At 71.7% G+C, this 15183-nt stretch carries 14 protein-coding genes and 1 pseudogene; 6 read left to right on the top strand and 9 right to left on the bottom strand.

What is annotated here, in order from left to right:
• Positions 1-93 precede the first annotated feature (93 nt).
• The 3 genes from trpD to AB0H87_RS25265 are packed head-to-tail and all read right to left on the bottom strand — an operon-like array spanning position 94 to position 2558.
• Complete coding sequence (gene trpD, locus AB0H87_RS25275; RefSeq protein ID WP_360150327.1) at positions 94-1155, bottom strand: anthranilate phosphoribosyltransferase; 1062 nt, start codon at positions 1153-1155, stop codon at positions 94-96.
• Between the two features lie 41 nt (positions 1156-1196).
• A complete protein-coding gene (locus AB0H87_RS25270) occupies positions 1197-1613 on the bottom strand; it encodes a hypothetical protein (protein ID WP_360150324.1) in 417 nt (138 codons plus the stop codon).
• Between the two features lie 18 nt (positions 1614-1631).
• Positions 1632-2558 (bottom strand): cytochrome c oxidase assembly protein, encoded by a 927-nt coding sequence (locus AB0H87_RS25265; protein WP_360150321.1) that lies wholly within the window; start codon positions 2556-2558, stop codon positions 1632-1634.
• A 103-nt stretch (positions 2559-2661) separates the two neighbouring features.
• On the opposite strand from AB0H87_RS25265, the gene AB0H87_RS25260 reads away from it, so the two are divergent.
• The 5 genes from AB0H87_RS25260 to AB0H87_RS25240 all read left to right on the top strand — a co-directional run bounded on the left by AB0H87_RS25260 (position 2662) and on the right by AB0H87_RS25240 (position 7259).
• Positions 2662-3261, top strand: coding sequence for a heme-copper oxidase subunit III (locus AB0H87_RS25260; RefSeq protein WP_360150318.1), 600 nt, complete (start codon positions 2662-2664; stop codon positions 3259-3261).
• Between the two features lie 73 nt (positions 3262-3334).
• On the top strand, positions 3335-4165 hold the full coding sequence (locus AB0H87_RS25255; protein ID WP_360150315.1) for a c-type cytochrome: 831 nt from the start codon (positions 3335-3337) through the stop codon (positions 4163-4165).
• Positions 4162-5298, top strand: a complete 1137-nt coding sequence (locus tag AB0H87_RS25250; RefSeq protein ID WP_360150312.1) for a Rieske 2Fe-2S domain-containing protein — start codon at positions 4162-4164, stop codon at positions 5296-5298. The genes AB0H87_RS25255 and AB0H87_RS25250 overlap by 4 nt, the downstream gene beginning before the upstream one ends.
• Complete coding sequence (locus tag AB0H87_RS25245) at positions 5295-6899, top strand: ubiquinol-cytochrome c reductase cytochrome b subunit (RefSeq protein WP_360150309.1); 1605 nt, start codon at positions 5295-5297, stop codon at positions 6897-6899. The genes AB0H87_RS25250 and AB0H87_RS25245 overlap by 4 nt, the downstream gene beginning before the upstream one ends.
• A gap of 156 nt (positions 6900-7055) precedes the next feature.
• Positions 7056-7259 (top strand): hypothetical protein, encoded by a 204-nt coding sequence (locus tag AB0H87_RS25240; protein ID WP_360150306.1) that lies wholly within the window; start codon positions 7056-7058, stop codon positions 7257-7259.
• A 711-nt stretch (positions 7260-7970) separates the two neighbouring features.
• Here the strand turns inward: AB0H87_RS25240 and AB0H87_RS25235 are convergent.
• The 6 genes from AB0H87_RS25235 to AB0H87_RS25210 all read right to left on the bottom strand — a co-directional run bounded on the left by AB0H87_RS25235 (position 7971) and on the right by AB0H87_RS25210 (position 14213).
• A complete protein-coding gene (locus tag AB0H87_RS25235; protein ID WP_360150333.1) occupies positions 7971-8780 on the bottom strand; it encodes an alpha/beta fold hydrolase in 810 nt (269 codons plus the stop codon).
• Positions 8781-8811: 31 nt separating this feature from the next.
• A complete protein-coding gene (locus AB0H87_RS25230) occupies positions 8812-9099 on the bottom strand; it encodes an Lrp/AsnC ligand binding domain-containing protein (RefSeq protein WP_360150303.1) in 288 nt (95 codons plus the stop codon).
• Positions 9100-9132: 33 nt separating this feature from the next.
• Positions 9133-9945 carry a sugar phosphate nucleotidyltransferase gene (locus AB0H87_RS25225; protein ID WP_360150300.1) on the bottom strand — a complete coding sequence of 271 codons (813 nt, stop codon included), beginning with the start codon at positions 9943-9945 and terminating at the stop codon, positions 9133-9135.
• Positions 9938-10474, bottom strand: coding sequence for an NUDIX domain-containing protein (locus AB0H87_RS25220; RefSeq protein ID WP_360150330.1), 537 nt, complete (start codon positions 10472-10474; stop codon positions 9938-9940). The genes AB0H87_RS25225 and AB0H87_RS25220 overlap by 8 nt, the downstream gene beginning before the upstream one ends.
• Before the next feature lie 82 nt (positions 10475-10556).
• Positions 10557-12341, bottom strand: coding sequence for a RelA/SpoT family protein (locus AB0H87_RS25215; protein ID WP_360150297.1), 1785 nt, complete (start codon positions 12339-12341; stop codon positions 10557-10559).
• Between the two features lie 156 nt (positions 12342-12497).
• On the bottom strand, positions 12498-14213 hold the full coding sequence (locus AB0H87_RS25210) for a DEDD exonuclease domain-containing protein (protein ID WP_360150294.1): 1716 nt from the start codon (positions 14211-14213) through the stop codon (positions 12498-12500).
• Positions 14214-14340: 127 nt separating this feature from the next.
• On the opposite strand from AB0H87_RS25210, the pseudogene AB0H87_RS25205 reads away from it, so the two are divergent.
• Positions 14341-15183 (top strand): annotated as a pseudogene (locus AB0H87_RS25205) (hypothetical protein); the annotation flags it as partial.

The following is a 15183-nucleotide window of genomic DNA, read 5'->3' as shown; positions in this document are numbered from 1 at the left end:
CAAGTGGGCACGATCGGGCGCGACTGGCGACAACTCCATGTTCCGCCTGCGGCGCCGGCCCGGTCGAACCGGGCCGGCCCTTTGCTGTCGTGCCTAGAGGCCGTCGGCCTTGGCTGCCTGGGCGGACGTCACCCAGCGGTCCACGAGGGCCGCTGCGGCGCCGCTGTCCACGGCGGTGGCCGCGCGGGCCAGGGCCGCCTTCAGGGCCGCGGTGAGGTCCTCAGCGCCGCCGGCGTGGGCCACCAGGGCCGCTGCCGCGTTGACCAGGGTGGCGTCGCGGACCGGGCCCGGCTCGCCCGCCAGGACGCGGCGGGCGGCGTCGGCGTTGAACGTCGCGTCGCCGCCGCGCAGGTCGCCCGGCTGGGAGCGGGGGAGACCCAGGTCGACGGTGTCGAGTCGGGTCTCCTGAACCGCGCCGGCGCGGGCCACCCAGACCCGGGTCGGCGCGGCCGTGCTGATCTCGTCGAGGCCGTCCTCGCCGCGGACCACGAGCACCGAGTCGCCGCGGCTCGCGAACACGGCCGCCATCACCGGCGCCATCCGCTCGTCGAAGCAGCCCACGAGGCCGGACCGCGGGCGGGCCGGGTTGCTCAGCGGGCCCAGGAAGTTGAACGCGGTCGGCACGCCGATCTCGCGGCGGGTCGGGCCGGCGTGCCGCATGCCCGGGTGGAACCGGGCCGCGAAGCAGAAGCCGATGCCCGCCTCGGTCACCGTGCGGGCCACCCCGGCCGGGCCGAGCTCGAGCGGGATGCCGAGGTGCTCCAGCAGGTCGGCGGTGCCGCACAGCGACGACGCGGCGCGGTTGCCGTGCTTGACGACCCGCACGCCGCAGGCCGCCACCACCATGGCCGCCATCGTCGAGATGTTCACGGTGTGCGCCCGGTCGCCGCCGGTGCCGACCACGTCGACCGCGTCGGCCCGGATCTCCTCGGGCAGGTCGACCGTGACCGCCGCGTCGAGCATCGCCTCGACGAGGCCGGCCAGCTCGGCGGGCGTCTCGCCCTTGGCCCGCAACGCCATCATGAAGGCGGCGATCTGGGCCGGCGTCGCCGACCCGGCCATGATCTCGCCCATCGCCCAGGCGGTGTCGGGGGTCGCTAGCTCCTCGTCGCGCAGCAGCGCGGTGAGCAGGTGGGGCCAGGTCCGATCGCCCATGCCGGGCCTCCCGTGGCGGGCAAGAGGGACAGAGGGGTGGGTCAGGCGGTGGTGACCGGACCGCCGCTGGCGTACGAGCGGAGCATCGCCGCGACGGTGCGGCCGGTCTCGATCGGGTCGAGCGGGTACATCAGGGTGCCCTCGACCTGCGCGTAGGCGGCCAGCCAGCGATCGGCGGCCCGGGCCAGCACCACGCAGACCGGCGGGGCGGCGTTCGGGCGGTCGTCCTTGATCTGCCGGGCCAGGCCCAGCCCGCCGGCCGGCGTGGCCTCACCGTCGAGCAGCATCAGGTCGATCTCGTAGTCGTCGACCAGGCGTACGCAGGCGTCGTAGTCGTCGGCCTCGACGAACTCGACCTCGAGGTCGGCGGCCGGTCGGGTGCCCACGGCCAGGCGCATCCGGTCGCGCACCTTGGGGTCGTCGCTGTAGAGCAGGACGGTGTACGTGCGGTCGGTCATCGAAAGGCTCCCACGTGGTTAGTCGCGCGCCGCCGATCGTACCGTCGCGTCGTTTTGATCTTGAGCCCGCTCCCGGGCCTCCTGCCGATCCAGCTCGCGGTCGATCCGGCGCGCCTCCCGCTCGGAGGCTTTGATCCACTGCACCACCAGCACCGCGATCATCGTCACACTGACGAACTCGCCGCCCGCCCAGAGGATCCCGCCGGCCACCTTCTGGTCGTCGAACGGGTTGGCCCAGGACAGCGCCAGCGACGGGTACCAGTCGCCGCCGAGCAGCGTCTTGCTCTGCATGATGGTCAGGCCCAGCACCGTGTGGAACGGCACGGAGAGCAGCATCAGCAGGGCGCGCGCCGGGTACGGCCAGCGGCCGGGCAGCGGGTCGAGGCCGAGCAGCGGCCAGAAGAACAGGCAGCCGACCGCGATGAAGTGGGCGTGGGTCAGCTCGTGCAGCCACTCGTGCCGCAGGGTCTGCTCGTAGAGCCCGGTGAAGTAGAGGGCGAACGGCGTGGCCACGAACAGGCCGAACGCCACCAGCGGGAAGGTGAGCACCTTCGCGACCCGGCTGTGCACCACCGCGAGCAGCCGGCGCCGTGGCGCGCCGTGCAGCGTGCGCAGCGCCAGCGTCATCGGCGCGCCCAGGGCCAGGAAGATGGGCGCGACCATGGAGAGCACCATGTGTTGCACCATGTGGACGGAGAGCAACGTCGTGTCGTACGCGTGGAGGCCACTGACCGTGACCGAGGCGATACCGCCGAGGCCCGGGACCAGGAAGAACACGGTGCGGGAGACCGGCCAGCGGTCACCGCGCAGCCGCAACCGGTGCACGCCGTACAGGTAGAGGCCGGCCGCGACGACGAGCAGCACCGTGAGCCAGCTGTCGAGCCGGATCTCGGTGAACACGCTCGCGATGCTGAACGGCGGAGGCGTCGTTTCTGCCAGGACCACGCAGCCAGGTTAGTCCCGGGTAGGTTGGCGGCATTTGCCGGGCCGCGGCGCGCCGAACGCACCCCCGCGATCGTCTTCGGTGGTCGAGCGCAATAATGACCGCGTGACTGCGGCCCCAGCGATCGACAAGAGCCGGATCCATTCCCTGACGAGACCAAACATGGTCTCGGTGGGAACCATCGTCTGGCTCTCCAGCGAACTGATGTTCTTCGCGGCGTTGTTCGCGATGTACTTCTCGATCCGGGCCGCGGCGCCCGAGCTGTGGGCGGAGCACACGCCCCACCTCAACCTGCCGTACGCGACCACCTTCACGGTCATCCTGGTGCTCTCGTCGATCACCTGCCAGATGGGTGTGTTCGCGGCCGAGCGCGGTGACGTGTTCGGGCTCCGGCGCTGGTTCACCATCACGTTCCTGATGGGCCTGACGTTCCTCTGCGGGCAGCTCTTCGAGTACCACACGCTGGTCGGCGAAGGTGTGAAGATCAACGCAGACGGCTACGGATCCATGTTCTACCTGACCACCGGCTTCCACGGCCTGCACGTGACCGGCGGTCTCATCGCCTTCATCATCTACATGATCCGGACGACGATGGGGCGCTTCACCCCAGCGCAGGCGACCTCGGCGATCGTCGTGTCGTACTACTGGCACTTCGTCGACGTCGTGTGGATCGGCCTCTTCCTCATGATCTACGGTCTCCAGTGATCATGAGCGTCACGTTTCCGACCCCCACGTCGTCAAAGGGACAAGGTCGCACACCCGTGAAGGACAAAGCCTGATGACATCTCCGCACCGGTCCGGCGGTCTGCTCGCCCGGATGCGCAGGCGGCGCGCCGTGCCGCGGAGCAAGGCCCGCCGCCGCATCGCCTCCGCGACCCGGTTGATCGCGGCCCTCGTGCTCGCCGGCGGCCTCTACACCGCGTTCGCCCCGGCGATCTCGGCGCAGGACGCGCCCCTGTCCCCGGCGGCCATGGAGGGCAAGGCGCTGTTCGACAACAGCTGCATCAGCTGCCATGGCATGAACGCACAGGGCATCGAGGGCCGCGGCCCGAGCCTGATCGGCGTCGGCGGCGCCTCGGTCGACTTCCAGGTCAGCACCGGCCGCATGCCGCTCGGCTCCCAGAGCGCCCAGGCGGTCGAGAAGCCGCCGGTGTTCAACGAGGAGCAGACCCGCCAGCTCGCGCAGTACGTGCAGGAACTCGGCGGCGGCCCGCAGATCCCGGAGGGTAACGACCTGCACTCGGGCGGTGACGTCGCGGCGGGTGGCCAGATCTTCCGGCTCAACTGCTCGTCCTGCCACGCGTTCGGCGGTGGCGGCGGCGCGCTGTCCTCGGGCAAGTTCGCGCCGCGGCTCAGCAACACCGACGACCGCGTCATCTGGGGTGCGATGCTCTCCGGACCGCAGAACATGCCGGTCTTCGGTGACAACCAGCTGACCCCGGACCAGAAGCGCGACGTGATCGCCTACATCCAGGAGACGCTGGCCGACCGTGACCCGGGTGGGTTCAACCTCGGCCGCCTCGGCCCGACGACCGAGGGCCTCGCGGTCTTCGTGGTGGGCATTACGGCGCTGATCTTCACGGCACTGTGGATTGCGGGGAAGTCATGACCGTCCAGACCACCGGATCCAACGGCAACGGCCACCAGCCGCCCGTTCCGGAGGAGATCGACTACGACGACCCGCGTACGACCCGGTTCGAGAAGGTCAAGGCCGCCGCCCGCCAGGACGGCGTCGAGATCGTCCACTACGAGCCGCAGTTCCCCGAGCGCGGCTCGAAGACCGAGAAGCGGATGACCCGCACGGTCTCGCTGATGTTCCTGCTCGTCGGCCTCTTCGGCACGGCGTTCGTGGTCCTCTACATCGTCTGGCCGTGGCGGTTCAAGCAGGGCGAGACGCTGATGAAGTGGTACACGCCGCTGCTCGGCGTGACCCTCGGCCTCGCTTGCTTGTTCCTCGCGTTCGCGATCCTCACCTGGGGCAAGAAGCTGCTGCCGCGCGAGGTGTCGATCCAGGACCGGCACGACGGCGGTGCCCCCGAGGGCGACCGCCGGGCGGTCGGACAGACCCTCGCCTACATGGTCGAGGAGCTGGGCGTGAAGCGCCGGCCACTGCTCGGCCTCGCGGCCGCGGCGGGTCTCGCGCCGGTCGCCGTGGTGGTCGCCGCGCCGATCGTCGGTGGGCTGATCAAGAACCCGCACGCCGACAACCAGATGTTCACCACCGGCTGGGCGCCGATCACGGAGCCCAACGGCGGCACCCGGCTGGTCCGGCTGACCCGCGACGACGGCACGCCGATCCGCCCGGCCGACGTGAGCGCCGGCGGTCAGATGACGGTGTTCCCCGGCATCCCGGGTGGCGCCACCAACGCGCACGCCGACTCGCCGACGCTGCTGATCCACCTGCGGTCCGACGACGCGGCCGTGGCCCGGGCCAACAACGTCAAGGGCACCGGCCACAACAAGTTCTCGACCGCCGACTTCATGTACGGCGACTACATCGCGTTCTCGAAGATCTGCACCCACGCGGGCTGCCCGGCGAGCCTCTACGAACAGCAGACGAACCGGCTGCTCTGCCCCTGCCACCAGTCGCAGTTCCTCATCACCGACAACGCCAAGCCCGTGTTCGGCCCGGCGAGCCGGAGCCTTCCGCAGCTTCCGCTCGGCGTGGACGACGAGGGATACTTCGTGGCGAAGTCGGACTACCAGGCCACCGTCGGACCTGACTTCTGGGAGCGGCCGTGAAGCGCCGAAAGATTGACCTGAAGACCCTGCCCGCGAAAGCGGGCAACGAGGTCGAGGACCGGGTCGGCGTAGCCACCCCGCTGCGCTCCATCATCAACAAGGTCTTCCCCGACCACTGGTCCTTCCTGCTGGGCGAGATCGCGCTGTTCTCGTTCATCGTCCTGCTGCTGACCGGCACGTTCCTGACCCTCTTCTTCGAGCCATCGCTGAAGGAGGTCACCTACGACGGCAGCTACGCGCCGCTGCGTGGCGTGCACATGTCGGCGGCGTACGCGTCGTCGCTCGACCTGTCGTTCGACGTCCGTGGCGGTCTGATCATGCGTCAGATGCACCACTGGGCGGCGTTGGTCTTCGTGGCCGCGATCGTCGTGCACATGCTGCGCATCTTCTTCACCGGTGCCTTCCGCAAGCCTCGCGAGATCAACTGGATCATCGGCTTCCTGCTGTTCTGGGTCGCCTTCCTCGAGGGCTTCACCGGCTACTCGCTCCCGGACGACGCGCTGTCCGGCACGGGCCTGCGGATCGCCTCGGCGATCCTGCTGTCGATCCCGCTGATCGGCACCTGGCTCACCTCGTCGATCTTCAACGGTGAGTTCCCGGGTGAGATCATCATCAGCCGGTTCTTCATCGTGCACGTCCTGCTGATCCCGGCCATCCTGGTGGCGCTGATCAGCGTGCACCTGGCGCTGGTCTTCAAGCAGAAGCACACACAGTGGCCCGGCCCCGGCCGGACCAACAACAACGTGATCGGCGAGCGGTTCTTCCCGCGCTACACGATCAAGCAGGCCGGCTTCTTCATGGCCGTGGCCGGCGTGATCGCGGTGCTCGCCGGCGTCATGCAGATCAACCCGATCTGGCTGTTCGGTCCGTACGAGGCCGGTGTCGTGTCGGCGGCGTCCCAGCCCGACTGGTACGTCATGTTCCTCGACGGCTCGACCCGGTTGATGCCCGCCTGGCAGATCAACATCGGCATAGGCAACGGGTACGTCATCCCGCCGATCTTCTGGCCGACGGTGGTGCTGCCCGGCCTCCTGACCACGTTCCCGTTGCTCTATCCGTTCATAGAGGCGCGCCTCAACAAGGACAACAAGATCCACAACCTGCTGCAGCGCCCGCGCGACGTGCCCCAGCGCACCGCGCTCGGCATGATGGCGGTGGCGTTCTTCATCGTCCTGGTGCTGTCCGGCGGCAACGACGTGATCGCCGACAAGTTCAACATCAGCCTGAACGCGATGACCTGGGCGGGCCGGATCGGGTTGCTGCTCCTGCCGCCGATCGCGTACTACGTCACCTACCGGATCTGCCTGGGCCTCCAGCAGCACGACCGCGAGGTGCTCGCGCACGGTGTCGAGACCGGCATCATCCGCCGGGCCCCCGACGGCCGGTTCTACGAGGTGCACCAGCCGCTCGGCCACGACCACGAGGAGCTGGAGTACGCGGGCTGGGTCGTCCCCAAGAAGATGAACCGCCTCGGCGCCCTCGGGCCCGCGGTGAAGGGCTTCTTCCGCCCGATCGAACGGCCCGCCGAGGCCCCGGTCTCGCCCGGCCACCCGCCGATCGAGCCGGCCCCGGAGCGGCGGGAGATCGAGTCCAAGCACTGAGTCATCCCTGTCGAAAGGCGAGGATCCCGGGTGGGATCCTCGCCTTTCGCCGTGTTGGCGACACGCCGACCCGCTTCCCACGGTGCGACGGGCCCGCGTGGCAGCGTGACCCTTGTGTGGTGATGAGCGTTCTTCCGCTCTTCGAAAGGAGCCGCCATGCGTGGCGAGGAGGAACTCACCTGTGCCGTCTGCGACACGGAGATGCCGTTCGCACCCCCACCCTGCGACGACCACGAGGGCGACTGCCCGGAGCTGATCTGCGAGGGCTGCGGCACGGCCCTGGTGATCGCCCCGGTCACGGTCTGGCTACGGTCGAGCCGCAAGGGCGGCGTAGCCCCGGAACAACGCCGGGCCGCCTGACCCGACTCGAGTCGCTTTGCTCTGCATCCATATACGCATCGATGCCTATATGGATGCAGAGCAAAGCGGAGAACACGAGCGATGTCGTCGGCCGTGGCGGTGATTGGCGCGCCGCTCCCTGGTGCGGCCCGTTCCGGCGAGAGTGAGGCCGTCGGTGGCGGGCGTGGCGGCGGTTGCCGCGCCGCCCGACGCGGGTTCGTTTCCGTGAGCGTGAGGCGGTCGGTGGCGGGTCGTGGCGGTGGTTGCCCCGCCGGGTGACCCGGCTCGAGTCCGACAAGAGCGACGCCTCCGGTCGTGGCGGTGATTGCCGCTTCGCCGCCTGGCGCGGCTCGTTCCGGTGGGCGTGAGGCGGTCGGGTGGCAGGTCGCGGCGGTGGTTGCCCCGCCGCGTGACCCGGCTCGAGTCCGACAAGAGCGACGTCTCCGGTCGTGGCGGTGATTGCCGCTCCGTCGCCTGGCGTGGCTCGTTCCGGTGAGCGTGAGGCCGTCGGGTGGCGGGTCGTGGCGGTGGTTGCCGCGCCGCCTGACGCGGCCGGGGTCCGCAAGAGCGAGGCTGTCGGTCGCGGCGGTGGTTGCCGCCGCGCCGCCTGGCGCGGCTCGTTTCCGCAAGAGTGAGGCGGTCGGTGGCGGGGTCGCGGCGGCGATTTGCCGCGCCGCCTGACGCGGCGTTCGCGTGCTGCCTCGCTGAGGATGCGGCGGCGGGTGGGCGGGCCTAGCGGTGCGGAGGCAGGGTCGCGTGCCAGTCCTTGATCAGGTCGGTGACCGGCGCGGGGGAGCGGGCCCAGGCGAAGTGGGCCGGGCGGCCCTCGGCCTCGATCCGGGCGATGCGCTCCCGGCGTAGCGGAGCCGCACGCAGTTTCGCGGCCGTGTGGTCGACCGCCTCGTGCGGTGTGTAGGCGTCACCGTCGATGCTGATCGCCAGCACCGGCGTCGTGACCGCGCCGACGGCGGCGTCCGTGTCCACACCGCGGATGCTCGGGAAGCGGCCGGTCCGGCCCGAACCCGCCCAGTCGCGGATCACGCCGCGGGCCTGGCGGCCGCCGAACGTCCATCCGGGCCAGACGCCCAGCGCCGCCGCCGTCAGCCCGATCGCCTGCATGTAGGCGCCGACGACCAGACCGTGCCGGGGGTACGCGCGCCAGTAGGGCACCGCCGCGGCGATCAGGGCGACGCCGTCCACCGGGGCGTCCGGTGTGGTCGCCAGGTGCAGCAGGGCCGCCTGCCCGCCGAGGGAGTGGCCGACGAGCACGGTGCGCCGGTCGGCGTAGTCGGCCTTCAGCGCGTCGAGCACCGCGCCCACGTCGTCGGCCAGGTCCGCGTAGCCGTAGCGGGACGCGCGGGTCGGCCGCGGCGTGCTGTCGCCCGTGCCGCGCAGGTCGGCGACCACCACCGCGAAGCCCGCGGCGACCAGCGACTCCGCCAGCGGGCGGTAGAACCGGCCCGCGACGCCCATCGCCGGCAGCACGACGGCGACCGGCGCGGCCGGCAGGGACGACGACGCGGGATAGTGGCGCAGGGCCAGCCGGTCGGTGCCCCGATCGACGTGCGCCGGCTCAGTCGGACTCACGAAGCCCGATCGCGAACGCCTCTTCGAGGTCGTGGTGCGAGTAGGCCCGGAAGGCGATGTGCGAATCCGTGTTGATCACGCCGTCGACCTTGGAGATGCCGCCCGCGATCACGTCGGCGATCTGGTCGAACTCGCGGACCCGGACGATCGCGATGAGGTCGACGCCGCCGGCGACGGAGTAGACCTCGCTGACCCCGTCGAGATCGGCGAGCTTCTCGGCCACCTCGGGGATCGAGTCGGCGGCGCAGTCGATCAGGACGATCGCGGTGATCATCGATGGGCTCCTCTCGTCGTGCCTGGACGAATGCTAGCGGCCCGCGACCGTCAGGTGCCGGCCCGCCCGGATCGCGTGGTCGAGGTGCTCGCCGGCCGCCACCACGGCGCCGGGCCAGACGACGCTGTCGACGACGTCGCCGGCCACGGTGGCGCCGGCACCGACAACGGAACGGACGCAGCGCCCGGTGACCGTACCCGCGACCAGGTTGTGGCCCGCCGCGTGGAGGTTGGCCGCCAGGTAGTCGTGCGGCGTACCCGTGTCGATGAAGACACCGTCGAACGGGACGACCTCGAGCTCACCGGCCGCCTCCGCCGGGCGCCAGACGGTGCGCACCAGCTCGGCCGGCGTCGCGTCCAGGTCGCGCACCCGCCGCCACGGCAGCAGCGACAGGCCGGCGAACCGGTGCCCGCTGAACAGCCCGGGTTGGCTCGTGTCCCGGACCGGCTGGCCGAGCAGGCGCACGGTCTCGCCATCCCAGCCGGCGAGCAGCGCGCCGGGATCGCCGCCCGCGAGGTAGGCGTCCGCGTTGGCGACCAGCACCCCACGCCCGCCGATCCAGTCGCGCAGGTTGCCGACGCCGCCCGAGGTGCCCAGCGGCCCGTCGGGCTCGACCGAGAGATGCGCCCGGTCGCCGGCGTGCGCGACCACCTGCTCACCGAGGTAGCTCGCGTTGACCGCCACGTCCGCAGGCCCGCGCAGGTCGAACCCGGCGACCCGGGCCAGCGCGAGATCGAGCAGGGGCACGTTGCCGACGGGGCAGAGCGCCTTGGGCAGCAGTTCCGTCAGCGGCCGCAGCCGTTGCCCCTCGCCGGCCGCCAGCACGACCGCGCAGAGGTCAGCCATCGTTGCGCGGCAGGCTCGGCCGCTCCATGCTGGTCGGATCGTCGGGCGCGACCAGCGGCCCGATGCCGTAGTAGGCGAGCAGCCGCGCGGTCGCCAGCGTCAGCCGGGGCAGGTCGTCGATCGGGTGGAAGGCCGCCTCGAGCACCTCGGCGCCGTCCACCTCGAGCTTCGTCGTCGAGGCGGGCACCGACACCTCGAAGACCATGTCGACCCAACCCTTGGCGTGTACGACGGCGTTCGGCACGGCCGGCGCCAGCTCGCGCGGGTCGAGGTGGATGCCGGACTCCTCGGCCAGCTCGCGCGCCGCACCGACGATCGGCGCCTCACCGCGCCGGAGCAGGCCGGCCGGCAGCCCCCAACCGCGGCCCGGGGGCTGGCGCAGGAGCAGCAGTCGCCCGGCCCCGGGGGCCTCGGAGTCGCGGACCAGGGTCACGCCGCCGACGATGTACTTGGGTACGAACGCCCGCACGAGCCGCCGGCGCACGGGATGCGGCAACCGGTAGAAGACTCCGTAGGCGATGGCACGCATGGCGCGGCGGCGGGGATCCACAGGGCAAGGCTAGTGGCCACACCCCACCGGCCCCGCAGGGACCGCCTATCCCAGTGGATCGCTATTCGCGGCGGTCGACGAGGGCGACCAGGCGGTCGACCACCGACTCCGGGGTGATGGCGCGGTCGAAGACGGCGACCAGCAGTGTCTCCAGGTCGGGGTAGCCCATCTCGTCGGCGAGCTGGCGCAGCGGCAGGTCGCTGGCCAGGCCGCGGTCGTGCCGGCGCAGTGCCAGGCCGATCGTCGCGCGGCCCAGTCGGACCTTGTCGGGGATGCTGATGCCGGGCTCGTCGTGGTCGGCGAACCAGCGGTTGATCTGCATCTGGGCCTGCGGCGACTTGACGAAGCCCAGCCACTCCTTGCGCGGGCCGGCCGGCAACGCGGCGGCGCCCTCGGTCGACTCGGCCTCGGTGAAGATCTCGACGACGTCGCCCTCGCTGAGCTCCGACGACAGCGGCGCCAGGCGGCCGTTGATGGTCGCGGCGAGGCAGTGGTCGCCGCGCTCGGTGGCCAGCTCGTAGGCCAGGTCGACCGGGGTCGAGCCGGAGGGCAGCACGACCTGCCGGCCCTCGGCGAACACCTGGATCTGCGACTCGGCGAGGTCGCAGCGCAGCGACTCGAGGAACTGGGCGGCGTCGGAGGTGGCCTGCTCCCAGTCGAGCACCCGGCGCAGCCAGGCGAGCTGCTCGACCCGGGACTCGGCCATCGCGGCCGGGGTCTTGGGGTAGCGGAAGTGCGCGGCGATGCCGTATTCGGCGAGCTGGTGCATCGCCTCCGTGCGGATCAGCACCTCGACCGAGCGGTCGTCGGGGCCGATCACGGTGGTGTGCAGCGAGCGGTAGAGGTTGTTCTTGGGTGACGCGATGAAGTCCTTGAACCGGCCCGGGACCGGCCGCCAACAGCCGTGGATCGCGCCCAGCGCCGCGTAGCAGTCGGTGTCGGTGCCGTCGACGACGACGGCGATCCGGGGGAGGTCGTGCGGCACGGCGTAGCCGGCCTCGACCGTGTCCTTCCAGATCGAGTAGTAGTGCCGGGGTCGGGCCGAGACCGCCGCGGTCACCCGGCTGCGGCGCAGCGTGGTCTTGGCCCGCAGGGCCACCTCGTTGACGTACTCGTCCCACCCGGTGCGGGCCTGCACGTGCTCGTCGACCGCGGTGTAGCCGTCGGGCTCGAGGTGGTAGAGCACCACGTCGTCGAGCTCGCGCTTGAGCAGCTGGATGCCGAGCCGGTCGCAGAGCGGCACCAGCACGTCGAGGGTGGCCTTGGCGATCCGGGCGCGCGAGGCGGGGGAGCGGGCGTCGAGGGTGCGCATGTTGTGCAGCCGGTCGGCCAGCTTGATGATCAGGACCCGGACGTCCTTGCCGGCCGCGACCAGCATCTTGCGGATCGTCTCGGCCTCGGCCGCCTTGCCGTAGAACGCCTTGTCGAACTTGGTCACGCCGTCGACCAGGTGGGCCACCTCGGGCCCGAAGTCGCCGTGCAGCGCCTGCAGCGTGTAGCGCGTGTCCTCGACCGTGTCGTGGAGCAGGGCGGCGACCAGCGTGGTCGTGTCCATGCCCAGCTCGGCGAGGATCTGCGCGACCGCGAGCGGGTGCGTGATGAACGGCTCGCCGCTCTTGCGGAACTGACCGCGGTGCATGCTCTCGGCGATCCCGTACGCCCGGCGGAGCACCCCGGCGTCGCCGGCGTGCACCTCCCGGTGGGTGCGGACCAGCCGGGTGACCGGGTCGTCGTCGGAACCTGGCCAGGACAGGAACGTCCGTAGCCGGCGGGAGATGGGCAGGTCGCTAGGTTGGACAGGCACCACACGACCCAGCGCGGCGCCGTGACCGGCGTCGACATCCACGCCCGCACACCTCCTGACGAGGCCAGCACCCGTGAGTCGTGCCTGCGCCCGGGAAATCGGGCGAGACAGTCACGAGTGCATTTCTCTACCAGACTAAGTCACGCACCGTAGTCCAAATGGTCAGTTGCTTCTGAGCGAACGGGTGAGTCTTGTGTATCAGCGCTGGGCTTCCGCCTTTCGGAGCAACTCCCGGTAGCGAGCCGCTCCACGGACGGGCGACGCCCACCCGGCGGACGCCTCCACCAGCCGGGTGTCGGGCCGCTCCAACCACGACAGGATCCGCTCGGTCTCCTCCGCGGTCGCGCTCGGCACCGGGCCGTGGCCGGGCAGCACCGTCTCGGCCGTCGCGCGGAGCACCTCGATCGTCGCGCGTGGATGGACCCGCGGCGGCGAGTTGCCGGCCGCCGCCAGCCGGCCCTGCCGGACGATCGCCAGCTCCCAGCCGCCGTCGCCACCCCGTCGGGCCGCGACCAGCTCGGCGATCGTCGTCAGCCCGGCGAGCCGCTGCATCCGGACCGCGGCCCGCAGCACGGCGGCGAGCCGGCCGCGGACCACCGCCGCGTCCTCGTAGCGCTGGGCGTCGGACAGCACGTTGATGCGGCCCAGCAGCGGCTCGACGACGCGCCGGGGGTCGCCGCTGGTGGCCGCCCGGAACGGGGCCGCCGCGCTCTCCTCGTAGGCCTCCCGGCTGATCCGGTGCTCGCACGGCGCCGCGCATCTGCCCAGCTCGGCCAGCGCGCAGGCGGGCGTCTTGGTCTTGGTCGACAGCCGCAGCGTGCACTGCCGCAGCGGGATCGCGTCGTGCACGGCGGCGGCCGCCAGGTCGGCGGACCGCTTCGACGTGAACGGCCCGAGGTAGGCGGTGTCGCCCTCGGCCAGCGCGCGCACCACCGACAGGCGGGGATAGGGCTCGTCGGTCAGCTTGAGCCAGACCACCCGCTCCGGGAACTTCGAGCGGCGGTTGTAGGGCGGCGCGTGCGCGGCGATCAGCCGCAGCTCGCGGATCTCGGCCTCGAGCCCGTGCGCGCACTCGACGGCGTCGACCTTCTCGGCGGCGGCCAGCATCTCGGAGATCCGGGCGCGCTTCTCCGCCGCCGTGAAGTAGCTGCGTACGCGGGTCGCGATGTCGACCGAGGTGCCGACGTAGAGGGGGCGGCCGTCGGCGGCGCGGAAGATGTAGACCCCCGGCACGTGCGGCAGCCCGTCGGCCAGGTGCCGCTTCTTCCGCTGGGTCGGGGTGACCGCCTTGGCGAACTCGATCGCGTCGCCGACGGTGGTCACGTTGTGGCTGCCCAGCCGGCCGATCATGGCGTGCAGCACATCGACGGTGGCCAGGGCGTCGTCGAGCGCACGGTGGGTCGGCTGGCGCGGGGTGTGGAAGTGCGCGGCGAGCGTGCCGAGCTTGCGGTTGGGCACCTCGTCGCGGATCAGCACCCGGCGGGCCAGCGCCGCCGTGTCGAGGACCCGCGGGTTGGGCCAGGCGTAGCCGAACTTGGCACACGCCGCCTTGAGGAAGCCGACGTCGTAGGGCGCGTTGTGGGCGACCAGCACCGCGCCCTTGAGGAACTCGAGGAGCGGGGGCAGCACCTCCTCGATCGGCGGGGCCGGCAGCACCATCGCCTGCGTGATGCCGGTCAGGACCGTGATGAACGGCGGGATCGGCTGGCCCGGGTTGACCAGCGTGGCCAGCACGCCCAGCTCCTCACCGCCGCGCACCTTGACCGCGCCGACCTCGGTGATCCCGCCGCCGTCGGGTGCACCGCCGGTGGTCTCCAGGTCGAGCACGACGAAGGTCGTGTCGCGCAGGTCGGTCGCGCCGCCGGCCGAGAGGAGGCCGTCGAGCGTGCCCTGGACGAAGAGCTGATCCACCACGGGCAGGACGTTAGAACAGCGGTACGACACTTCCGTCGCACGGGCCACAGGCGTTTCGGCGTACGCGTGGAAAAAGATCGACTACATCAATGGGCGCCGGAGTGGCCGACGGTGGGAGACTTGCTCCATGTCCGAGCCCGAACCGCGCGACGGCCGCCTTCCCGAGGAAGCGGTCACGCCGTCGTCCGCCGGTCCGGAGCCGGAAGCCGAGCCCCTCCTCCCGGAGCCGGTCCGGCAGCGCGTGGTCGCCCTCGCCGCGTCCGCCCTGCCCGGCCTGCCGTTCGACGAGCAGCCGGTGCCGCTGCGCCGGGTGGCCAAGTTCGCACCCAACCGTCGCGCCCGCCTCGGCGGTCCCGCGATCGCCGCCCAGCTGTCCAGTGACTCGCTGTTCCGCCAGCGGATCTCCACCCGGGTCATCGCCGAGGTCGGCGACCTGGGCGCCGCCGTCGTCGAGGGGATCTGCCCCGCCGCGGCCGACCCGGTCGAGGTGGCCGCGCTGGCCTACCTGGCCCGGCCGGCCGGGTGGCGTGAGCTGGTCGAGTCCGCTGGTGAGGCCGTCCGCGCCGAGGCCGACAGCGCCGCCATCGCGGGGCTGGTCCGCGACGCCGAGCAGCGCGCCGCCCGGGCCGAGCACGATCGCGCGGTGGCCCGCAGCGAGGCCGACAAGCTCCGCGACGAGCTGGCCCGGGTCAGCGCCGAGCTCGGCCAGCTCCGCGAGGAGCTGCGGGTGCAGGCCCGCCAGCTGCGCGACCTGCAGAGCCGCGAGCGCAAGGCGACCGAGATGCTGGCCACCGAGAAGGGCCGGGCCGCCCGCGCGGCCGCTGATCACGACGCCGAGCTGCGCCGCGTGCGGGCCCGGCTGGCGGAGGCCGAGACCGCGGCCGGCAGCGCGCGGCAGAGCGCCAAGCCCGTCCTTCGCTTGACGGAGGGAACCCCCGGGCGCGGCCACGCTGTGCTTGCCGTACAGCCC

Source organism: Asanoa sp. NPDC050611 (assembly GCF_040654855.1).
GTDB lineage: Bacteria > Actinomycetota > Actinomycetes > Mycobacteriales > Micromonosporaceae > Asanoa.
This window is presented reverse-complemented; position numbering and strand designations above follow the sequence as displayed.